Source organism: Thauera humireducens (genome assembly GCF_001051995.2).
Taxonomy (GTDB): domain Bacteria; phylum Pseudomonadota; class Gammaproteobacteria; order Burkholderiales; family Rhodocyclaceae; genus Thauera; species Thauera humireducens.
The window spans coordinates 816,917-837,383 of sequence record NZ_CP014646.1 but is presented as its reverse complement, the minus strand read 5'-3'; the positions used below and the strand labels follow the sequence as shown (position 1 = coordinate 837,383).

The 20,467-nt window shown below is 60.9% G+C and carries 20 protein-coding genes; 5 read left to right on the top strand and 15 right to left on the bottom strand.

The window, feature by feature from the left end; translation table 11 throughout:
* The first annotated feature begins 248 nt into the window (after positions 1–248).
* Positions 249–1,781, top strand: a complete 1,533-nt coding sequence (locus AC731_RS03985; protein ID WP_048709393.1) for a fumarate hydratase — start codon at positions 249–251, stop codon at positions 1,779–1,781.
* Positions 1,782–1,945: 164 nt separating this feature from the next.
* Here the strand turns inward: AC731_RS03985 and ppsA are convergent, their stop codons facing one another.
* Complete coding sequence (gene ppsA / locus AC731_RS03980) at positions 1,946–4,312, bottom strand: phosphoenolpyruvate synthase (RefSeq protein WP_048709391.1); 2,367 nt, start codon at positions 4,310–4,312, stop codon at positions 1,946–1,948.
* A 129-nt stretch (positions 4,313–4,441) separates the two neighbouring features.
* On the opposite strand from ppsA, the gene ppsR reads away from it, so the two are divergent.
* The 3 genes from ppsR to msrB all read left to right on the top strand — a co-directional run bounded on the left by ppsR (position 4,442) and on the right by msrB (position 6,959).
* Complete coding sequence (ppsR, locus tag AC731_RS03975; protein WP_004251909.1) at positions 4,442–5,275, top strand: posphoenolpyruvate synthetase regulatory kinase/phosphorylase PpsR; 834 nt, start codon at positions 4,442–4,444, stop codon at positions 5,273–5,275.
* An 86-nt stretch (positions 5,276–5,361) separates the two neighbouring features.
* Positions 5,362–6,531: a DUF2863 family protein gene (locus tag AC731_RS03970; protein WP_004251911.1), complete on the top strand. Its 1,170-nt coding sequence runs from the start codon at positions 5,362–5,364 to the stop codon at positions 6,529–6,531.
* A 26-nt stretch (positions 6,532–6,557) separates the two neighbouring features.
* Entirely contained in the window at positions 6,558–6,959 is a 402-nt protein-coding gene (gene msrB, locus AC731_RS03965; RefSeq protein ID WP_048709389.1) for a peptide-methionine (R)-S-oxide reductase MsrB, read from the top strand.
* Between the two features lie 111 nt (positions 6,960–7,070).
* Here msrB and AC731_RS03960 read toward each other — a convergent pair whose 3' ends face one another.
* The 11 genes from AC731_RS03960 to AC731_RS03905 all read right to left on the bottom strand — a co-directional run bounded on the left by AC731_RS03960 (position 7,071) and on the right by AC731_RS03905 (position 18,378).
* Positions 7,071–8,252 (bottom strand): acetyl-CoA C-acyltransferase family protein, encoded by a 1,182-nt coding sequence (locus AC731_RS03960; RefSeq protein ID WP_048709387.1) that lies wholly within the window; start codon positions 8,250–8,252, stop codon positions 7,071–7,073.
* 28 nt (positions 8,253–8,280) lie between these two features.
* Positions 8,281–9,207 carry a CobD/CbiB family protein gene (locus tag AC731_RS03955; RefSeq protein ID WP_004251920.1) on the bottom strand — a complete coding sequence of 309 codons (927 nt, stop codon included), beginning with the start codon at positions 9,205–9,207 and terminating at the stop codon, positions 8,281–8,283.
* A gap of 138 nt (positions 9,208–9,345) precedes the next feature.
* A complete protein-coding gene (locus AC731_RS19440) occupies positions 9,346–9,954 on the bottom strand; it encodes a CoA pyrophosphatase (protein ID WP_418081539.1) in 609 nt (202 codons plus the stop codon).
* Positions 9,955–9,991: 37 nt separating this feature from the next.
* Positions 9,992–10,633, bottom strand: a complete 642-nt coding sequence (locus tag AC731_RS03940; RefSeq protein ID WP_237266649.1) for a retropepsin-like aspartic protease family protein — start codon at positions 10,631–10,633, stop codon at positions 9,992–9,994.
* A 20-nt stretch (positions 10,634–10,653) separates the two neighbouring features.
* The gene (locus AC731_RS19435; protein ID WP_082794242.1) at positions 10,654–14,868 is read right to left on the bottom strand and encodes a pilus assembly protein; all 4,215 of its coding nucleotides are present in this window, start codon (positions 14,866–14,868) and stop codon (positions 10,654–10,656) included.
* Between the two features lie 9 nt (positions 14,869–14,877).
* Complete coding sequence (locus AC731_RS03930) at positions 14,878–15,504, bottom strand: pilus assembly PilX family protein (RefSeq protein ID WP_237266600.1); 627 nt, start codon at positions 15,502–15,504, stop codon at positions 14,878–14,880.
* The gene (locus tag AC731_RS03925) at positions 15,504–16,607 is read right to left on the bottom strand and encodes a PilW family protein (RefSeq protein WP_048709383.1); all 1,104 of its coding nucleotides are present in this window, start codon (positions 16,605–16,607) and stop codon (positions 15,504–15,506) included. The genes AC731_RS03930 and AC731_RS03925 overlap by 1 nt, the downstream gene beginning before the upstream one ends.
* A complete protein-coding gene (pilV, locus tag AC731_RS03920) occupies positions 16,604–17,068 on the bottom strand; it encodes a type IV pilus modification protein PilV (RefSeq protein WP_048709381.1) in 465 nt (154 codons plus the stop codon). The genes AC731_RS03925 and pilV overlap by 4 nt, the downstream gene beginning before the upstream one ends.
* Complete coding sequence (locus AC731_RS03915; protein ID WP_048709380.1) at positions 17,065–17,601, bottom strand: GspH/FimT family pseudopilin; 537 nt, start codon at positions 17,599–17,601, stop codon at positions 17,065–17,067. The genes pilV and AC731_RS03915 overlap by 4 nt, the downstream gene beginning before the upstream one ends.
* Complete coding sequence (locus AC731_RS03910; protein WP_048709378.1) at positions 17,595–18,047, bottom strand: type IV pilin protein; 453 nt, start codon at positions 18,045–18,047, stop codon at positions 17,595–17,597. The genes AC731_RS03915 and AC731_RS03910 overlap by 7 nt, the downstream gene beginning before the upstream one ends.
* A gap of 127 nt (positions 18,048–18,174) precedes the next feature.
* Positions 18,175–18,378 (bottom strand): YjfB family protein, encoded by a 204-nt coding sequence (locus tag AC731_RS03905; RefSeq protein ID WP_048709377.1) that lies wholly within the window; start codon positions 18,376–18,378, stop codon positions 18,175–18,177.
* 179 nt (positions 18,379–18,557) lie between these two features.
* Between AC731_RS03905 and AC731_RS03900 the strand changes: the two genes are divergently transcribed.
* Complete coding sequence (locus tag AC731_RS03900) at positions 18,558–19,373, top strand: ankyrin repeat domain-containing protein (protein WP_048709375.1); 816 nt, start codon at positions 18,558–18,560, stop codon at positions 19,371–19,373.
* 14 nt (positions 19,374–19,387) lie between these two features.
* Here the strand turns inward: AC731_RS03900 and AC731_RS03895 are convergent, their stop codons facing one another.
* The 3 genes from AC731_RS03895 to AC731_RS03885 are packed head-to-tail and all read right to left on the bottom strand — an operon-like array spanning position 19,388 to position 20,463.
* Positions 19,388–19,873, bottom strand: a complete 486-nt coding sequence (locus AC731_RS03895) for a YajQ family cyclic di-GMP-binding protein (protein ID WP_004251971.1) — start codon at positions 19,871–19,873, stop codon at positions 19,388–19,390.
* 21 nt (positions 19,874–19,894) lie between these two features.
* Positions 19,895–20,218, bottom strand: coding sequence for a pyrimidine/purine nucleoside phosphorylase (ppnP, locus tag AC731_RS03890; RefSeq protein WP_004251974.1), 324 nt, complete (start codon positions 20,216–20,218; stop codon positions 19,895–19,897).
* A 14-nt stretch (positions 20,219–20,232) separates the two neighbouring features.
* Positions 20,233–20,463 (bottom strand): DUF2788 domain-containing protein, encoded by a 231-nt coding sequence (locus tag AC731_RS03885; protein WP_004251977.1) that lies wholly within the window; start codon positions 20,461–20,463, stop codon positions 20,233–20,235.
* Positions 20,464–20,467 lie beyond the last annotated feature (4 nt).

Below are 20,467 nucleotides of genomic sequence, written 5' to 3'. Positions count from 1 at the left end.
CCGACCCATTGCGGGTCCTCGACTGGTTGGCTCCAGTCTTGAAATCCGTTCATCCGTTTCGACAACCGGTCACCGGGCTGCCGCCGAATGGCATGCATTTAAGAACATGTATCTTACACAGGACTTACATGCCTGCTATCGGGGCCATGAAGGACGCGGCCGGGGCGCGGTGCTAAAATTCCAACGTTGATCGAGCTGCGATCCACCTACGGCATTCTGCCCCTCAAGTCATCCGGAGACCAAGCGTCATGACGATTATTCGCGAAGAAGACCTCATTCAGTCGATTGCGGATGCGTTCCAGTACATCAGCTACTACCACCCGCTCGATTACATCCAGGCACTCGGCGAAGCCTACGAACGCGAAGAGAGCCCGGCCGCGAAGGACGCGATCGCGCAGATCCTGACCAACTCGCGCATGGCCGCCGAGGGTCATCGCCCGATCTGCCAGGACACCGGTATCGCCGTCGTCTTCCTCAAGGTCGGCATGAACGTCCAGTGGGATGCGAAGCGGAGCGTCCAGGAGATGATCAACGAGGGCGTGCGCCGCGCCTACAACAACCCCGACAACAAGCTGCGCGCCTCGGTGCTGCTGGACCCTGCGGGCAAGCGTCAGAACAGCAAGGACAACACGCCGGCCGTGGTCCACTACGAGATCGTCGAAGGTGACGAAGTCGAAGTCATCTGCGCAGCCAAGGGCGGCGGCTCCGAGAACAAGTCGAAGATGGTCATGCTCAACCCGTCCGACTCGATCGTCGACTGGGTGTTGAAGACCGTACCGACCATGGGCGCGGGCTGGTGTCCGCCGGGCATCCTCGGCATCGGCATCGGTGGCACGCCCGAGAAGGCGATGTTGCTGGCCAAGGAATCGCTGATGGAGCCGGTCAACATCCACGCACTGCGCGAGAAGGCCGCCTCGGGCGCCAAGCTGTCCCGCGTCGAGGAGCTGCGCCTGGAACTGATGGACAAGGTCAACGCGCTCGGCATCGGCGCGCAGGGCCTGGGCGGCCTCACCACCGTGCTCGACGTGAAGATCATGGACTACCCGACGCACGCCGCGTCGCTGCCGGTGGCGATGATCCCCAACTGTGCCGCCACCCGCCACGTGCATTTCCACCTCGACGGCTCCGGCCCGGCCCAGCTGCCGACGCCGAAGCTCGAAGACTGGCCGCAGGTCACCTGGAAGGCCGACACCAACGTCGCCACCCGCGTGAACCTCGACACGCTGACCAAGGAAGAAGTGGCCTCCTGGAAGCCAGGCCAGATCCTGCTGCTGAACGGCAAGATGCTCACCGGCCGCGACGCCGCGCACAAGCGCATCGCCGACATGCTGGAGAAGGGCGAGAAGCTGCCGGTCGATTTCACCAATCGCGTCATCTACTACGTCGGCCCGGTCGACCCGGTGCGTGACGAAGTCGTCGGCCCGGCCGGCCCCACCACCGCCACGCGCATGGACAAGTTCACCCGCATGATGCTGGAGAAGACCGGCCTGATCTCGATGATCGGCAAGTCCGAGCGCGGCCCGGTCGCGATCGAGGCGATCAAGGACAACAAGTCGGCCTACCTGATGGCCGTGGGCGGTGCCGCCTACCTGGTGTCGAAGGCGATCAAGGAAGCCAAGGTCGTCGGCTTCGAGGACCTCGGCATGGAAGCGATCTACGAATTCACCGTGCAGGACATGCCGGTGACGGTCGCGGTCGACGCCAACGGCACCAGCGTCCACAACACCGGCCCCAAGGAGTGGCAGGCGAAGATCGGCAAGATCCCGGTCGTCGTCGCCTAAGCAGGTAAGCGCTCGCCGCCACCCGCGGCGCAGCGCCACAGCCCGGCCAAGGGAAACCTGCCTCGGCCGGGCTTTTTCATGGGGAGAAAAAAGGAACGAGGGAGCGGGCATCACGCCCCTCCCTCGTTCCTCACTTCAGCACCGGCTCGCGGCCGGCGCCCAGCTTATTGGGCGCGATGCGCGGCCAGCTTCAACCAGGTGTCGACCACGGTATCCGGGTTCAGCGAGATGGTCTGGATCCCCTCATCCATCAGCCACTCGGCGAAATCGGCGTGGTCGGACGGCCCCTGACCGCAAATACCGACGTACTTGCCGAGCTTGTTGGCCGCCTGGATCGACATCGACAGCAACTGCTTGACCGCCGGGTCGCGCTCGTCGAAGGCATGCGCCACCAGACCGGAGTCGCGATCCAGGCCAAGCGTGAGCTGGGTCAGATCGTTCGAGCCGATCGAGAAACCGTCGAAGTACTGCAGGAACTGCTCGGCCAGGATGGCGTTGGACGGGATCTCGCACATCATGATCAGCTTGAGGTCGTTCACACCGCGCTTGAGGCCGTGCTCGGCCAGCAGATCGACCACGCCGGCGGCCTCTTCGAGGTTGCGCACGAACGGGATCATGATCTGAACGTTGGTCAGGCCCAACTCGTTGCGCACCTTCTTCATCGCCGCCACTTCCATCTCGAAGCAGTCGCGGAAGCTGTGGGCGATGTAGCGCGAGGCGCCACGGAAGCCGAGCATCGGGTTCTCTTCTTCGGGCTCATAGATCTCGCCGCCGAGCAGCTTGCGGTACTCGTTCGACTTGAAGTCGGACATGCGCACGATCACGGGCTTCGGATAGAAGGCGGCGGCGATGGTCGCCACGCCCTCGACCAGCTTCTCGATGAAGAACTGCTTGGGCGTCGCGTAGCCACGCGAGCGGCGATTGATCTCGTCCCGCAAGTTGGCCGGCACCTGACCGAGATCGAGGATCGCCTTCGGGTGGATGCCGATCATGTTGTTGATGACGAACTCGAGGCGAGCCAGGCCTACACCGCCGTTGGGGATCTGCGCGAACTCGAAGGCGAGCTCGGGGTTGCCCACGTTCATCATGATCTTCACCGGAATCTCGGGCAGGTTGCCCATGTCGGTGGTGATAACCTCGTAGTCGAGCTTGCCGCGATACACGTAGCCGGTATCGCCTTCGGCGCAGGACACGGTGACGGATTCACCCTCGTTGAGGACGTCGGTCGCGTTGCCGCAGCCGACGATGGCGGGGATACCCAGTTCGCGCGCGATGATCGCAGCGTGGCAGGTACGGCCGCCGCGGTTGGTGACGATGGCGCTGGCGCGCTTCATCACCGGCTCCCAGTTCGGGTCGGTCATGTCGGTGACGAGCACGTCGCCCGCCTGCACGCGATTCATCTCGGAGGCATCGCTCACCACCCGCACCACGCCGGCGCCGATCTTCTGGCCGATGGCACGGCCGTGCGTCAGCGCCTTGCCGTACTGCTTGAGGCGGTACTTCTCCATCACCAGACCGGTGTCCTGGCTCTTCACGGTCTCGGGTCGCGCCTGCAGGATGTAGAGCTTGCCGTCGACGCCATCCTTGCCCCACTCGATGTCCATCGGGCGGCCGTAGTGCTTCTCGATGATCACCGCGTAGCGGGCCAACTCCAGCACATCCTCGTCGGTCAGCGAGAAGCGGTTGCGATCGGCTTCGGGCACATCCACCGTGCGAACCGACTTACCCGCCACGGCCTTGTCGGTGAACACCATCTTGATCAGCTTGGAGCCCAGGTTGCGGCGGATGATCGCCGGCTTGTCGAGCGCCAGCGTGGGCTTGTGCACGTAGAACTCGTCCGGGTTCACTGCACCCTGCACCACCGTCTCTCCCAGGCCGTAGGACGCGGTGATGAACACGACCTGATCGAAACCCGACTCGGTGTCGATCGAGAACATGACGCCCGAGGCACCTGAGTCCGAGCGCACCATGCGCTGCACGCCGGCCGACAGCGCCACGTCGGCGTGGGCAAAGTTCTTGTGAACGCGGTAGGCGATCGCGCGGTCGTTGTAGAGCGACGCGAACACTTCCTTCATGGCATGCAGGATGCTCTCGTAGCCGTGAATGTTCAGGAAGGTCTCCTGCTGGCCGGCAAAAGAAGCGTCCGGCAGGTCTTCGGCGGTTGCCGACGAGCGCACGGCAAAACTGCCCTCGCCTTCGGCGGTAATCTTCTCGTACGCCGACTTGATCTCCGCTTCGAGCTGAGCCGGGAACGGAATGTCGATGATCCACTGGCGGATCTGCGCACCGGTCTTTGCCAGCGCGTCGACGTCGTCGACGTCGAGGGCGTCGAGCGCGGCATTGATGCGATCAGCCAGGCCGTCATGGGCAAGGAATTCGCGGTAGGCTTCTGCGGTCGTCGCAAAACCACCGGGCACGCGTACGCTGGACGGCAGCTGGCTGATCATCTCGCCGAGCGAGGCGTTCTTGCCGCCGACCTTTTCGACATCGGTCATGCGCAGTTCGTTGAAAGGGATCACGTAGCGAGTCATGGCTGGACTTCCGCAAAAGGGAGATAGAAAGCAAAATGCGATTTTACCGTTTTATTGTGCTCTGCCGCACGACAGGGTTTGCCCCAATACCCACCCGGCCGCTCCGGCCGGCGCATACAGGTATCCATCATGAGTGAAGTGCCCACCCGCACCGTATTCTTCGTCTCCGACGGCACCGGCATCACGGCCGAAACCCTAGGCCACAGCCTGCTTGCACAGTTTCCTGAAGGCAGGTTCAGGCAGGTCCGTGCGCCGTTCGTGGACGACATCGACAAGGCCATCGAATGTGCGGCGCAGATTCGCGAGGCCGCCGCAGCCGACGGCGTCCGCCCGATCGTGTTCAGCACCCTTGTGAACGACGACACGATTGCTGCGCTGCACAAGGCCGACGCCCTGTTCCTCGATCTCTTCGAACGCTTCATCGGCCCGCTCGAAACCGAACTCGGGCAACGTTCGACCCATGCTGTCGGACGCTTCCACGGCATCGCCGACAGCATCAACTACAAGCACCGCATCGAAGCCATCAACTTCGCGATGGCGCACGACGACGGCGTGTCGAGCGACGGCGAACTCGCGGAAGCCGACGTGATCCTCGTCGGCGTCTCGCGTTCCGGCAAGACGCCTACCAGCCTCTACCTGGCGATGCAGTTCGGCGTCAAGGCCGCCAACTACCCGCTGATTCCCGAGGACTTCGAGCGCAACAAGCTGCCAGGCGAGTTGCACAAGTACCGCACCAAACTGTTTGGCCTCACCATCGCGCCGGAACGCCTGTCGCAGATCCGCCAGGAGCGCCGCCCGAACAGCCGATATGCCTCGTTCGAGAACTGTCGCTACGAAATCGACGCCGCACACAAGCTCATGCGGCGCGAGAACATCCGCTGGCTCGACTCGACCACGAAATCCATCGAGGAGATCTCCGCAACGATCCTGCAGACCGTTCGCGTCGACCGCCCCGGATTCTGATGCACGGGGCTTCCGCGCACGATCGACTACAATACGATCCGTCGCGCCCGCGCCTGCGGACGCCCCAACAGCAACAGGACATCCCGATGAAAAGAACGCGCCTCAAGCGCCGTGGCGGCCTTGGCCGCATCGCCGAAAGACTCGTCTGGCTCGCCAACGGACTGACCGAATCCGGCAGCCGTGTCGAAGACCGCTATTGGGACCAGCAACTGAGCAGCACCATCGACGCGAATCTCGCCGACGATGAGGAAGAGGCGCTCAACGCAGCACTCGATCACCTCTACAGCACCGAACCGCGCGCCTACGACGAACTTGCCGACTTCATCGAGTCGCGTGCCGAATGTGCCGCCGGCGCTTTTTCGACGCATGACGTGGTGTTGGTCGCAGCCCCCATTCTGGCGTGGTCTCGCTACCGCATTCCCGCCTCGAGCATTCCGCCGGCCGTTCTGGCGAACCTTCGTGTGCATCTGCAGGCGCACGTACTCGCCAAGGGGGCACGGCTTGCGCTGGCAGACTTCCTCTTCAGTCCCGACCAGTTGCCGCAGGGCTACTGCGCCACGGCAGAGTTCGCCAAGGTGCTGGGCACCGCCGCAATGGACAACCACGACCTGCGGATCAGCACCGAAGGCATGCCCGAAACGGCGCAGTTCCTGTCGGACACCCGCTACCTGCTCGCCGCGGTCGCCGTTCCGCGGGGCGCAGCCCTCTTCCGCTGGCAGGAAGACGACGGCAGCCGCGACACCGCCCGCGACCAATGGCGCACCCAGGGCGGCGCCTGCCTTGCGCCGCTGCTGCCGGGCTGCGCCATCGATCTCGTGCTGCCCGAGAGTTACTTCGCCGCCAGCCGCGCGGCGGACAAGGACAGCCGCCCCTACTCCATCCGCGCCTCGGTGGCCTTCCTCGGCACCGCGCTCGAAACGCCGGCCGCCAACCTTCGCGCAGTCATTGCCCCCTTCTGGGACCGCCAGCTCGAGGAGTACCGCGTCGGCATCACGGTGCGCGGCAGCGACCAGGTCGTGCATGGCGTGGTCTGGCCACTGCTTGGCGCAGAGGACGACAGCACCGACTGCGCCGCGCAGATCGAAGCCGTGCTGCGCGAGTGTGGCGTGAATGACGTCGTGCACCTCGATCACCAGTTCCCGCTCGAGTATTGCGACGACTGCGGCGCCCCGATGTACCCGTCGCCCGAGGGCGAGGTCGTGCATGCAGAGATGCCCGAGGATCGCGCGGAACAAATGCCGCGCCATCTGCACTAAGCGCTTACTCAGGCAGGCATACGACGATGACTCGCAAGATCGAAAAACCGGACACCGAATGGCGTGCCCAACTCAGCGACATGCAGTACCACGTCACGCGCGAGAAGGGCACCGAGCGCGCCTTCACCGGCGAGTACTGGAACGTCTGGGACAAGGGGGCCTACAACTGTGTCTGCTGCGGCGCCCCGCTATTCCGCTCAGAGCACAAGTTCGACGCCGGTTGCGGCTGGCCCAGCTTCTGGACGGCCGCTGAACCCGATAACGTCGAGTCCGCCATCGACCGCAGCCATTTCATGGTACGCACCGAAGTGCTTTGCCAGCAGTGCGGCGCCCACCTCGGCCACGTCTTCGAAGACGGGCCGCAGCCCACCGGACTGCGCTATTGCATCAACTCGGCATCGATCAAGCTGGAAAAGGATAGAGACTGACGCCCCTTTGCTGACCGGCGCACGCAGGCGCGGGCTCGCAAGCCAGGAACAAAAAAACCGCGCAAGCCCAAATGGGCTGCGCGGTTTTTTCGTGGCGCCGACCGAGCGCGCTTAGACGCGTTCCCACACCGTCGTGATGCCCTGGCCACCACCGATACACATCGTGGCCAGGCCGTAGCGGCCATTCACGCGGATCAGCTCATGCAACAGCTTGGTGATGATCACCGAGCCCGTCGCACCCACCGGATGACCCAAGGCGATGGCGCCACCGTTCGGGTTGACCTTGCTCGTATCGAGCTCGAGGCCACGGTTGACCGCGATCGACTGGGCCGCGAAGGCTTCGTTCGACTCGATCACGTCCATCTGGTCGAGCTTCAGGCCAGCGCGCTGCAGCGCGAGCTTGGTCGACGGAATCGGGCCTTCGCCCATCACATCGTTCGGCACACCTGCAATGGCATAGGACACCAGGCGGGCGATCGGCTTCTGGCCGGCAGCGGCAGCCTTGGCGGCGTCGGCCAGCACCAGGAAGGCGGCGGCGTCATTGATGCCCGAGGCGTTGCCGGCGGTTACCGAACCATCCTTCTTGAACGCCGGCTTCATCTTGCCCAGCGCTTCCATCGTGGTCATGCGCGGATGCTCATCGGTGTCGAACACCACGGTGCCTTTGCGCGTCTCGAAGGTGATCGGGACGATCTGGTCCTTGAAGCGCCCTTCGGCGATTGCGGCTGCAGCACGCTTTTGCGACTCCAGCGCAAAGGCGTCCTGCTCTTCACGCGAGATGCCCCACTTGGAGCACAGGTTCTCCGCAGTGATGCCCATGTGACCCACGCCGAACGGATCGGTCAGCACGGCCACCATGGCATCGATCGCCTTGGTGTCACCCATGCGCGCACCGCTGCGCAGCGCCGGCATCAAGTAGGCACCACGCGACATCACCTCGACGCCGCCGCCGATCGCATAGTCCGCATCGCCCAGCATGATCGCCTGCGAGGCGCTGACGATGGCCTGCTGCGCCGAACCGCACAGCCGATTGACCGCAAACGCTACCGAGTCCATCGACATGCCAGCGTTCACCGTCGCCACGCGGGCCACATAGGCGTAGCGCGAGTCGGTCGGAATGCAGTTACCCACCGCAGCGAACGAAACCGCCTTCGGGTCCACACCCGCACGGGCAAACGCTTCCTTGGCGACGACGGCGCCAAGCTCCGACGGCTCCATATCCTTCAGCGAACCACCAAAACCGCCGACAGCGGAACGAACAGCACTCAGAACAACGACTTCACGGTTTGCCATGCGAACTCCCTCCTAGGAAATCGAAATCTTACCCGCCCACCCAGCCGGCTAGGCCAAGCAGGGCAAGCATGAACAAACACACCAGCAGCGCCCGCCATACCAGGCCTACCGTGCTTTGCATGTGGTCAGCATCGGCTTCGTCGCCCTGCCCCAGTTCAGGTCGGTCAACGATCTCGCCGGACTCATGGATGGGCATGCCAAGTCTGACGCCCAGCGCTCCCCCGCCACTTGAAAGCAGTATAGCCGACGACCTGTCGGGCCACAGCACGGCCTGCGTGCGCCAACAGTAGATTGCATCCTCGAAGTTACCAACGATCGAGAAAGAGGCCGCGGTGAGTCGCACCGGCAACCAGTCGATCACCTCGAACGCCCTGCGCGCGAAGCGGCCAAACTCGCCGAACTCGGGGTCGGTACGCCGCCCCCAGTCCTCGGCGAAGAAACGCGCCAGTCGATACATCACAGCGCCGCTCGGGCCCGGCAAAATCACGAACCAGAAAGCCACGCCGAACACGTTGCGGTGCGCTGCCACCAGCGCCTGTTCGATTGTCAGGCGCGCCACCTCGCTCGAACTCGCATCCCGATAGCTGCCTCCCCGCCACTCTCCGAGCAGGGTCCGCGCCCGGTCGAGTTCCCCCATCCGCAAGGCCAGGTGGATGTCGGTGAAGAAATGACTCTCCTGACGAAAGCCCATCGTCAGATAAAGCGCCGCCACGTTGAACGCAAACGCGAGCGCCGGATGTACTTCCCAAAGAAGGTAATGAAGCAGCGCCGTACCGCCCGTCCCGATTATGACGACCAGAGCCCATGCCATTCGTCCATGTTGCGCCTGTCCATCATTAAACCGACGCACCAAGGCGCCCGACAAGGTCGCGAGCGGGTCGAGTACAACGTGTTTGACCGGTAACGGGCGCACCTGCTCGAGCAGCAGGGCAATGATCAGCGAGAAGAGCGTCATGCAGCAACCGGGGAACGAGGAAGGGACTCGGAATCTGTTTCATCCACGATACCACAACTGCCAATGACAGCTCGTGCGCACGACGGGCGCCGACCCCCGTGAACAAGGCGTTTCAGATCGCCCCCTGAGGTCTCTGTATCAACGCTCCGGCTCCCTCAGCAGACGGTACAAGGACATGAGGATCCCAGCAGTCGCACCCCAGATGAAGTAGTCCTTGTAAGGCATGGCGTGGAAGTGTCTTTCTCGCCCCTCGTGCACCAGACTATAGCGTTGATGGTTAGCCGGGTCGAGAAAATGCCCCAACGGCACCTCGAAGGCCTCCGCCACCTCGAACGCATCCAGTTGGAGTTCGAACGGCGGATGCACAAGTCCGACCACAGGCGTCACGCGAAATCCCGTGCCGGTGTAATAGTCAGGCAAGGCGCCAAGCAACTCGACGTGGCGACGGTCGAGACCGATCTCTTCCTCGGTCTCACGAAGTGCGGTGTCAACGGGCGTAGAATCCTGCGCCTCGACGCGGCCACCCGGGAAGCTGATCTGGCCCGGATGGTGATGGAGATGGTCGGTACGGCGGGTGAGGAGAATCGCGGGATCAGCGCGGCCCATCACAAGGGGCACAAGCACCGCTGCCGGTTTATGGTGGCTGCCATCAAGCATCTCGGGCCAATCGCCGTTCCGGGGGCGATCTCCAGCCAGTGCAAGGAGTGAACGCAACTGCTCAAGTTGCTTAGCCATTGTTACGGCCATGTTCCTTGATCCTCGTCTCTCAAGCTCGCACCTTCAGTCAATAGCGTCGCTCCAGTACGAGACGGCTGCCGTCCCGGGTCATCTGCATGCGGTTCAAGAAACTCATGCCCAGAAGAACGAAAGGCATCTCGCTTTCGTGGACCGCAGCATCGACGCCAGAGAGTTCGATGCCTCCGACACGAATCGAGTTCAGTTTGACGATCCAGATGGGTGCAATGCCATTCGCGGTATTGCTCTGGCCGCGTAGCCCCTTCTTGTAGTCGATTCCGGCGCGCTGCGCATCGGCGGCACTCAACGACACAGCGGTTGCGCCCGTATCGACCAGGAAGCGCATCGACGCGCCATTGACCGTACCCGGCACGACGAAGTGACCGCGGCTGTCACCTTCGATGACGATGCGCGCACGTTCATCCGGTGAACTCTTGCTGACCACCCGCTGCCCCAGCGCAAGGGTCTGCCGCTTTCCGTCAATCTCAACAACAGCGGAGTCTCCCCTGACCGAGATCAATCGCACGCCATCCGGCGTCAACTGCCCCACCCTCAAGGTATGCAAGCGGTCATCACCGGTCACGATCACCGCGCGATCACCGAACACACCCGACAGACCGACATCGCTCGCCAAGACGCTTCCGCTACAGAGGACTGCGCCGGCGGCCAGCGGGCCGCCGATCCGTTGCATCAAGTGGGGCAACTCAAGCCTCACTGAATCACCTCCCGCCAGACGGCCCGCTTGCTCTGAAACGCTGCCCCACCACCAGGGAACTCCTCGGTGTCGACGATCTCTGGCGTGGGGTTGTCAGCCTTGACCACTGAAACCCTCGGCTTGCCATCGATATAGACGATGTTGATACCGACAATTGGCGCGCTGAAGCGCCTCGATACGCGACTCCATGTCGGCACCTCACCGCCAGTTCTATAGTCGACGAAATTCAGCCAACTATAGCCGCCCGGCTCGCACGCAGTCGTTGTCGGCACCGTGGTCGGAACGATCAACACACCACTAACCAACTCAGAGGCAACATTCTGCCTCTCACCATCGTCGGGCAGATCAATGTACCAACCTCGGGCGCTCGACGGCACTGGGTTGCTCGTTCCTACACGTGTCGCTTCATCCGTCTCGGTGAAGCCTTGCTGGACGAGTGAAGTGCGCGGATTCACCAAAGTCGTCGTTTCGTCATTATCCTTAATGGCATAAAGCGACTGCACTTGATCGTCACTCAAGTCTCCCACTTCAAGGTATTTCCCTGTACCGACGAAAACCATCCGCTTGCCGTTCAGCCTACCCAATTCCGGTCGCGTAGTGATCGGCTGAGGCTCAGTCGCAGCGGCATCAGAGAACAAAGTGGCAAACTTGAGCGGGTTAACGCCCGCTTCCTCGCCGTTATTTAGATCGAAGCGCCACACGTTACCCAGCAAGTCGCCTCCGTATGTATAGCCCGCGGTATTGTTTCGACTCAAATCATCAACCCAGACCGCGATACGAGACAGCCCACTCGGGTTGGTCGAACTGCCAACGCCAGTGCCAATCTTGCGCACCACCGCCCCCGTCCAGGCATCGAGCACATAAAGAAACCCTTCGCCCGCATTTGTACCACCGACGTTGTTGTAGCCTGAGGTCAAGGCGACGACCCACTGCCCCCCTTCCAGCTTGGTTACGACAGGGTTGCCAAAGCTGAAGCCCAAGTCATCGTCATCCTCAAGCGTGAACTCCCAAAGAAGTGCAGGCGAGGTCGGGTTCGTCACGTCGAGGGCGTAGTAGCCACGACCGCCGCCATTCAGTCCGCCAATCAACACGGTCTTCCACACAGCGGAGGCTGCATCCGTGCAATTGGACGTGCAGATATCGGATACGACCGGCGAGCCGTTCACGTAGTAGCGATGGAGCGTGCCGTAGTTCTGGTCAGCGAGTAGCGACAGGCTCGGAATCACAATGCTCGGGATGAATGCCCAACGCTCCGTCAGGTCCGCAGCGTCGAAAGCATGCAACATGCCGTCGTTAGACCCCACATAGATCGTGCCGCCACGTCCCGCATTCGCTGTCTTGAATGCTTCGTAACCCGGATCAGTGTAACTGAACTTCGGTCGGCCAACGTAATTCGGCGTCGATTCGACCAAGTCACCCAGTACCGCGTCACGCCGGCGGAAGACCTGGTTATCAACCGCGTTATCCGTCCGCATCTCGAAGCCATGCTGACCTCGAAGGTAATTGACGAGATTGATCCCAGTTGCCTGTGCCCGCTGCGTCTCCGTGAGATCACCCCACTGGCTCAGCGTTGACGGGTTGAAGTAGCTCCGCTGAGCCTCGCTGAGATTGTCATATGTAAAACTCACCAATCCACTGCCGCTGCTTGTGTAGATGTCTCGCGTGTCGCTCGCAGCTCCAACCTTGGTCGCCATGGTCCCAGTGCAGGAGCCGAACTCAGACGAGACGTTTTCCACGCAATGAAGCGGCTCCAAACCAACAGCACCCGTAGTGAGGTTGATCTCGCGCGCCTCTAGATTCCCGGTCCATTTAACAGTCGTGTAGCTCGCAACGTATGCAAAGTTGTCACCCGCGACGGGTGAGAGCGTACTGGTTGCGGCCGCGGCGCCGGCGCCGATCTTCACTCTAATCTCGGTCAGGGCACTGCGCAGGCCATTTGAAAGCTCGGTCGGGTTCCCAGCGCTGAAATAGGTACCGCGACCATTGACCGCTGCGTGCCACATATCATCAACAGCCCGTGCCGTGTCTGCAGCGGGAACAGGCCAATTGGCTTGGGGCGTGCCGAGGCCATTCAGGATGTTCCAGTAATCTCCCGAGGTAGCGGTCTTGTAGTCACTCCGGTAACGCAACTCACCATCCACGCCCAAGCCAAGAGTAAACGTGGTCATGTGCTGCTTCGGATTATTGTCGTCCCCGCTTGTGAATACGTTGTTCTTGCAAAGATCCTCATCTGAACCCGACCGCGAGCAATTGCTGAGTTCCACCGTACGCAAGTCTGTTTCGTAATAGTACTTTGCGATATCGGCCAGACTGCCCGAGCTAGCAGTCGGCCCTTCATAATATGGGCGTAGAGTCCCCGCTCCATCCTGATTGCCGATGCTTCCGCCGGCAACATCAGTTCCGGCCGACCCATTCCAATATCCATCGGATGTTAGTAGCGCGAAGTTCTGCTGACACGAATACTGCACAGGGTCGTTTGTGCTATCTAGCTTTCCAGCGTAAATCCGACCAACATCAGCCAGTGCTTGGCGCAGCGGCGTACCGCTGTTCGGGTAGGCTTTGAACAGGCTCTTGTACCACTTGTCTTTGTGCCCATCCGATCCCGGATTGAAATTATCAATTTTCAAATTGACACTGCTGTTGTTGTTCAGCGAGCGAAACCCGACCCGATAGGTGCTATCGATAGTCACAAAAGCTCTGCTCACTGAAGTCTTCATCGACTGCATGCGAGTCCGATACCACGCAAACCAATTCGCGAAGTTTCTCAGTTCCTCTGTATAGGTGCAGCTGGGTGCCGCAGCGCAATCTGTGCGGCGACTGCGGTCGACGACTACCGTCCCATCGACGACGATATTGCCGTAAGTGGCACCCGAAACTATGTCAATTCGAGTGAATGCACCGGGCACAAAGACTGGCGGGCTAGCGGGGGCACCTCCCGAGAACGTGGCACCTGAAAGGGAAGCAGCCGTAACGTTGTAGGTCAAACTCTGGCTATTATAAGACCCGTCAGGAGCCGTCACAGTGACATTCGTCCCAGAGCGACTACCGCTGAATCCATTGCCAATTCTCGACGCGATCTCTTCTGCAAGTCCTCTATTTCGGGTAGTGTCGTTGTTATTGCTATTGCAATAACGGAAAGAAGCAGGAAGGAGGTCCACCCCGGTCACACGGATACTAGTCACCGTGACTACATTTGTGCGACCGTTGCATTCGTTGTCCGTCCCACTCCCACTACCATTACTACGGCCAACCCCACTGATTGAAAATGTTGCAGTACTCGCGGTCGCGCCTGCACCCGCATTCGTAATAATGGTCGGATACCGCGGATAGTTGTACGTTGAGTTTTGAGTCGCGCGGCAGTCCGTGCGATCCACGTTACGGCACCAACGCAGCTTCGCCGGGACAGGGTGAGTCCCCGTCGGCCCAGTTGCTGCGATACAACTCGTCAGGTCATTGTTCGTACAGTATTCACCAGGAACCATCACGTAGTAAAAGGGACCCGCGGTGCGCGTCTCCGTTGCGGGGGCATCAACCGTGCCTACAGCAAATGTACTCGTACCGCTCGCCGTGGTCGCACGCATCGTCGTGTAGGACTTACCGCCGACGACACCTGGAAGCAGGTAGTCACCATTTCGCAAGCAATCCGTATGAGTCGAATCTGTACACCATTCCACATCCGGATAGTTGCTCAACAGGTTCAGTGACGCAGTCGTCTGAATGTTGTAACCATCCAGAGGCACGCTGCTCGTGCCGGTATAACTCGTCCGCTCGGTCGCATCATGGTTGAAGGGTGGAGAATAGGTGACCGTTGGGTCGTAGTAAATTTTATTGAAATCTGCCGAATAGAACGGGGGCATTCCTCGGAGATCAGTAGCGGATGAAGACGGCAGGCAAGTACTAGTACGTGTCGAGGAACTGAGACTGGTGCCGCCAGCCGTCCGGCAACAACGCAAGGAGGTACCTGTACCACTGCCCTTGCAGTAATTGGAGTCGACCACAAGATCGGGCATGTAGTCCCAGTTCATACTGCCGGAATCATCGAGGATGAACATCAAGTTGGGACGCACGTTCGTCGTCGTCGCATTTGCCAACGGCGAGGTCGCTAGATCGACGACCTCCGCCCGAGCGGCATGCGGAGCAAGCAACGAGGCAGCGAGCATCAGACCTAAGGCGGTCGAGCCCACAAGTTTTTGCAGAGCCTTGGTTTTCATGATGTGCTCTCAATAAACGAATGCTTGAACGTAGCTGACGGTATTGCGCGGCCCGTCGACACGGGCGGTGATGCGGTAGATCGGACTCAGCGGTGGTTCGCTCGGAGGCGGGTCGTCCATGACGCGCATCGAACTCGTGTCGGATTCGCCTTCGACGATCAGGCAGTTGTTGACGTCCGGTGCGACCGGTTCAGAGCACAAGCGCTGAATGACGTAGCGGATGCGGTTACCGGACAGATCACGTCCATCCTCATCAATCCCGGTTCCTGTTGCCACGGCAACGGTGACGCCACCGTTCCAGGTGGCATCGCTCAGGGGATCGAAATCGTCCGAGGTTGCGTAATAGGCATCATCGACGTCGTCGTTGTTGAAGTGCGCGATCCCGGGTGCCACCTCTATTTGGTTGAGCCACGCGATCGCTGACTCGACCCCATTGTCAGCGGTCAGCGTCGCAGCCTGTTTCAGAGAGACGTTGCCCGCCACAATGATGTTGGTATCCACCGAGCGCACCAGCGCGAGCGCGGCCAATGCCAATGTAACCAAGGCGATCAGCGTGATCAGCAACACCACACCACGCTGTCTGATGCGACGTCCAGACTGCGTCGACACCGAAAAGTCCGCGAGGCGCTTGCTCATCACATTGCCTCCCGCGCCCAGACTACGTTACGGAGCGGAATGATCGTCTCGAAAACCCGGTAACGATAATGGCGCCATTCATTCGGATCAGCTGGGTCGCTCAGGTTGATCGCCGGTGCCGGAGACCCAGCTTCATTCTTCCAGGCACAAACGCCAATCGCTGGATCCGCCAGATCGGCAGGCTGGACGCAGGCCTGGGATACGACATCCGCATCACGCGTCGGATTGCGGGCCACGATCGCAACACGCAGGGCCTTAATCCGTTTGCGCCGGTCGATATCCGTTGCACCCTGGTCACTCAGATTCGCCCAGTCAGCGTTCGAATCGACCCATTGCGCGATCTGTATATCAGCAGGCGTAGCCGTGATGCCGTACTGGACCTGCATATTTACTATTCCCGATGCAACCTCCTCGCCGTCCCGCTCGAGACGATCGCCGTTCACGGCAAACGTAACTTCGCGGTATTGCCCCATGCACGAAACAAAGGCGTTCACCGTAGGCAAACTGCCTAGGGACACCCCCGGCGTCACGGGATTTTCGAGATTGATCTTCGGAGGCACGGCCGGTGGCGTACCTGCATCCAGGCTATCGACGCTCACGACGAAGCAGGTGTCGCCGCCATTTGACACCACAGCAGTGTCACCAACCCGGCATCCCAAATTACTGTCGACCGAGAGCTGATTCCCCGAAACCGACGTGATACGCGTCGCTACGCCTCCCGACATGGAACTGCCATAGCGGATTGTGAGCGTGTCACTACCAGCAGCCCCGCCATCCGTCACTTCCACGGGCGCCATACTGAACACCCCCAAGGCGAGACTTGCGTTCTGCGCTGTTGAGCACTCGAGCGGCCCGACCCGACGATCGAACGCCGAAATTCCAAAACCCGCCAGCTGCGTCTCCCGCAATACCGACTGAAGGGCGAGCGCCCCGTTGGTCTGCGCATCGGCCGTTCCGGTCGTCATCCGCTTTTGGCCTTCGAAGCTGCCGAACACCTGCATGATCACGAGCAAGGCGAGCAAGGCCACGACCATGCCGACCATGATCTCGACCAACGTGAAACCCGAGGCGCGCTTCAGCCCAGCAGAACTCCGGCCGCTCACGATTCATCCCCTTCCATCACGCGTGCATCGATGGTGACGTTGTTGAACCTCGGAACCTCTTCCGCAACCTGCGCTTCATGCTCTTCAGGAGAGACCCCCCAAGTGACGGTGACTCTCAGCATCCCAAGGTCCGGCGCAGAGACGGTTGACAAGCCTGACGGCAAGAGGCTCGGATCAATAGGTTGAGAGACTTCCGCCCCAATCAGGGCAGCTCTCTCATCTTCCGACGGGTTCGCCCAAATCCGACCTATCTTCTGCTGCGCGATATACGTCGCAATACTCCGGAACTGAGCCTCGGTCGTATTCGTCACCATGTTGGCTTGGATACCGATCAGACCAAGCACCGCGATCGAAAAGATCAGCAAGGCAATCAGCGCCTCGAGCAGGGCCATGCCCCACTGTTCCGCCTTGGCAATGTGCCTGCCCTGCGGCAGCGCACGCAGCATCTTTACTGTGCTCATGGTGGGCAAGCCCTCAGATCGTCCGCGGGAAGCGTGTCTTCGCACATGCGGATGCTGCCGCTCGTACTGACGATCACGCGCAACTGCCGACTTTCGTCTTCAGCGAGTGCCGTCGTGTCGATCAGGAACTCCGCGGCATTTCCGGGCGCCCTGCCCGAAGGATCGAACACGATGGGCACTGCATCGACATCAACCGTCACTGCGTCCGACGAACCCTCGTCCGCCGAACGGCTCTGAATCGTGGTTGCATCATCGGGATCCGGGCACGAGCCGGCGGGGGTGGGCTGAAGACAAACGGTCCAGGACGAGCCATCACGAAGGTCGAACTGAACCCGCCGGTTACGCTGGATGGCCTCCACCCGGGCGACCTGCAGACCGTTCTGGATGGACTCTGCCGCAGTGCGGACCTTTCCGTTCTGGATCCAGACGCGGAAGTTGGGCACTGCGATGCCGAACAGAATTGTCAGGATCGCGATGCCGACCATCAACTCGATCAGGGTGACGCCTTTGGCGCCTTGGCGTTGGCTTAGCATCCTCCCCCCGGCCCGGTCACCCAGCAGCCTGCGTTGATCGTCCAGTCCGCAGGTACGCTGGTCGTGACCTTGTCATTGTCCTGATTGATGGTGAATGCGAAGTTCGCAGTACCTTGGGCTGCGATACCAGTCGCCGTGACCGTGTAACCCTCCGCCCAGTCGTCACCATCAGCATCGACCACGGCGCATACATAACCGAAATACCGCTTCTCACCGAAGGCGTTGATATTCACACCGCACTCGTCGGCTGCGTTGTTATAGCGCCGATTGTCCTGAAAATAGCGCTCCATCCGCACCCGTGCATCGGAAAGCTCAGCACGGGCCTCGGCAAGCTTGCTCTTGAGGATGTACTGGTTGTATTGGGGCACCGCCACCGCCGCGAGAATACCGATGACGGCAACCACGATCATCAGTTCGATCAGGCTGAAACCTTGAGCTCTCTTCATGTCCCGGTCCTTTAGTGGTGACTGGACTGTATTCTTTTTCGACTCGCTTCCGTACGCCTCGGAGACGAACGGAATGACGACCGGGACCAGCGGCGTAAGAAGACTCACAGCAAAGACAGTCGCCCCCTCAAGCCCACGTATCCACCACCCCACCCGCCGCACTTCCGACCGCCGGTGCAGGCGCGGCCGCCGCAGGAATAGTCTGAAGCAGCTGCAGCGCACTCTCGGCCTGCAGGTCCATCGCCATCTTCAGCACCCTGACCGACGCTTCGGCCTGGACCTTCGTTGCGGCATTGGCGCTGGCCGCCGCAGCAATAGCGCTTACATCCATGATCGACTCCTGTATTCCTTTATTTTCAGTTTCATCTTACGCCCGCCAGAACAGTAAGCCGGAGGGCATTGCTGTGGATGACCGCAGGTCGTGACCCACATCACGCCCCAGTATGGGTAGGGTTATACAAAAGAACAAAATCAACGTAAAAAGAGATCATCACCTGAAGTTCTCTTTTTATGAAACATGAATTTTTCGCCTTCATGGGCACGAGTTACCCCTCGAGCCTTGAACGCGATTTCGAGCGGATCCTGATCAAGATCGAGGCATTGTGGGACACCCCCCAGATCCACGACTACTTCAGCGACCTGCTCATCGACAAGCGCGGGGGCCGCAAGGGCTTTCCGCCTGACGTGCTGGCGGACATCATCCGCCTGCGGGACGCGCGCGAACTGGAGACCTTCAAGGCGGCAGAGCGCAAGGAACACGCAATGCATGATCTGACCGCGCGCGGTATCGCCTTCCTGCCCAAGAACTTCTTCCACTTCCTGGAAGAAGGCGACCAGCAGGTCATCGATCTGTTCGTTCGTGCCAACTTCAACGTGAACCTCACCGCCGAGGACGGCACGCCTCCGCTGATTACGGCGCTGAAACGCGGCCTGACCATCATCGCGCAGATTCTGTTGAGCGCAGGGGCCGACCCGAACGCGAGGGATCGACTCGGACTCACCCCGTTACTTGTAGCGTGCGGAAAACCGACGAGCGGCTACCGCAATACGGTCGACCTGCTGCTGAAGAAAGGGGCTCATATCAACGTGCGTGACCCGCTGGGTAACACGCCGCTACTCCTCTCGATCACCGGCGGCACGCCCGACATCGCTTTCGCACTGATCGAACAGGGCGCGGACGTGTTTGCCAGCCGACGCGACGGCGCGACCGCGCTGTCGCTGGCGCAGAAACTCGGCGACGAGCGCCTGCTGCGACTGATCGAGTTCAAAATGAAACAGGCCTCGTCGGCCGGACGAAGCCTGTCTGGAGAATGGGCTGCAGCCTGACGGTTACGAGGCAGTCAATCCCGGAAGTTGCCGTACTGCAGCGGAAAGTCGGTGATCTGCTTCTTCACCAGCGCAATCGCCTCCTGCAGGACATCACGCTTGGCGCCGGACACGCGCACGGCGTCGCCCTGGATGGCAGCCTGCACCTTCATCTTGCTGTCCTTCAACAGCTTGACGATCTTCTTCGCCAGATCCTGATCGACGCCGACGCGCACCTTCACTTCCTGCTTGACCTTGTTGCCGGAGATCTTCTGCACGTCGCCGTAGTCGAGGCAGCGGACGTCGACGTTCTTCTTGGTCATCTCGGGCAGCAGGATGGTCTTGATCTGGTCGAGCTGGAAATCGCTGTCACCGTAGAGGGTGAGCAGTTTCTCGGCATGTTCGATCTTGGCGCTGGTGCCCTTGAAGTCGTGGCGGCCATCGATCTTGCGGTTCGCCTGCTCCACCGCGTTGCGCAGCGAGGGCTGATCGACCTCGGACATGATGTCGAATGACGGCATCGCTCCCCTCCTCCCGCGTGCTCAGCCGAAGTGGCAGATGTAGTGATACGGCTCGCCCGACACTTCGATGTCGAAGCTCGAGTTGCCCGGCACGTCGAAGGACTCGCCGGCGCCGTAGGTCTTCCATTCCGCCTCACCCTTGAGGCGGACGCGGCAGCTGCCTGCCACGCCTTCCATGACTTCGGGCGCGCCGGTATTGAAGGTCAGCGCAGCCGGCAGGATCACCCCGACCGACTTCCCCGTGCCGTCGGCGAAACGGACGCTGTGGCTGACGCACTTGCCGTCGAAATAGACGTTGGCCTTGGTGGTGACGGCCACGCCGTCGAGCTTTTCGGTGATGCTCATCAAACGATCCTTTTCTATTCGATTCCAAGCAGCCTCTGGATGAAGCCCTTGGCGACGAAGCCGATGAAGCCCAGGCCGAGGCCGATGAACATCCACATCGCGCCGTACTTGCCCGCCTTGGACTCCTTGGCGAGGTTGCCGATGATGAACAACATGTAGAGGATCAGGGCCGTGAAGCAGACCTTGAGTGAAATGTCCTCGAACTCGGCCATCGTCAGGCCGAAGATCAGTATCTCGTTGTCCATCACC

Bases quoted from the DNA above. Each gene is read 5' to 3' on its own strand.
- AC731_RS19435 (WP_082794242.1), bottom strand. From the start codon at position 14,868: ATGAAAACCAAGGCTCTGCAAAAACTTGTGGGCTCGACCGCCTTAGGT.
- AC731_RS19440 (WP_418081539.1), bottom strand. From the start codon at position 9,954: ATGGCCGTAACAATGGCTAAGCAACTTGAGCAGTTGCGTTCACTCCTT.
- AC731_RS03905 (WP_048709377.1), bottom strand. From the start codon at position 18,378: ATGGATGTAAGCGCTATTGCTGCGGCGGCCAGCGCCAATGCCGCAACG.
- AC731_RS03985 (WP_048709393.1), top strand. From the start codon at position 249: ATGACGATTATTCGCGAAGAAGACCTCATTCAGTCGATTGCGGATGCG.
- AC731_RS03955 (WP_004251920.1), bottom strand. From the start codon at position 9,207: ATGACGCTCTTCTCGCTGATCATTGCCCTGCTGCTCGAGCAGGTGCGC.
- AC731_RS03970 (WP_004251911.1), top strand. From the start codon at position 5,362: ATGAAAAGAACGCGCCTCAAGCGCCGTGGCGGCCTTGGCCGCATCGCC.
- ppsA (WP_048709391.1), bottom strand. From the start codon at position 4,312: ATGACTCGCTACGTGATCCCTTTCAACGAACTGCGCATGACCGATGTC.
- AC731_RS03930 (WP_237266600.1), bottom strand. From the start codon at position 15,504: ATGAGCAAGCGCCTCGCGGACTTTTCGGTGTCGACGCAGTCTGGACGT.
- AC731_RS03940 (WP_237266649.1), bottom strand. From the start codon at position 10,633: ATGCAACGGATCGGCGGCCCGCTGGCCGCCGGCGCAGTCCTCTGTAGC.
- ppsR (WP_004251909.1), top strand. From the start codon at position 4,442: ATGAGTGAAGTGCCCACCCGCACCGTATTCTTCGTCTCCGACGGCACC.
- AC731_RS03960 (WP_048709387.1), bottom strand. From the start codon at position 8,252: ATGGCAAACCGTGAAGTCGTTGTTCTGAGTGCTGTTCGTTCCGCTGTC.
- AC731_RS03910 (WP_048709378.1), bottom strand. From the start codon at position 18,047: ATGAAGAGAGCTCAAGGTTTCAGCCTGATCGAACTGATGATCGTGGTT.
- AC731_RS03885 (WP_004251977.1), bottom strand. From the start codon at position 20,463: ATGGACAACGAGATACTGATCTTCGGCCTGACGATGGCCGAGTTCGAG.
- ppnP (WP_004251974.1), bottom strand. From the start codon at position 20,218: ATGAGCATCACCGAAAAGCTCGACGGCGTGGCCGTCACCACCAAGGCC.
- AC731_RS03900 (WP_048709375.1), top strand. From the start codon at position 18,558: ATGAAACATGAATTTTTCGCCTTCATGGGCACGAGTTACCCCTCGAGC.
- msrB (WP_048709389.1), top strand. From the start codon at position 6,558: ATGACTCGCAAGATCGAAAAACCGGACACCGAATGGCGTGCCCAACTC.
- AC731_RS03915 (WP_048709380.1), bottom strand. From the start codon at position 17,601: ATGCTAAGCCAACGCCAAGGCGCCAAAGGCGTCACCCTGATCGAGTTG.
- pilV (WP_048709381.1), bottom strand. From the start codon at position 17,068: ATGAGCACAGTAAAGATGCTGCGTGCGCTGCCGCAGGGCAGGCACATT.
- AC731_RS03895 (WP_004251971.1), bottom strand. From the start codon at position 19,873: ATGCCGTCATTCGACATCATGTCCGAGGTCGATCAGCCCTCGCTGCGC.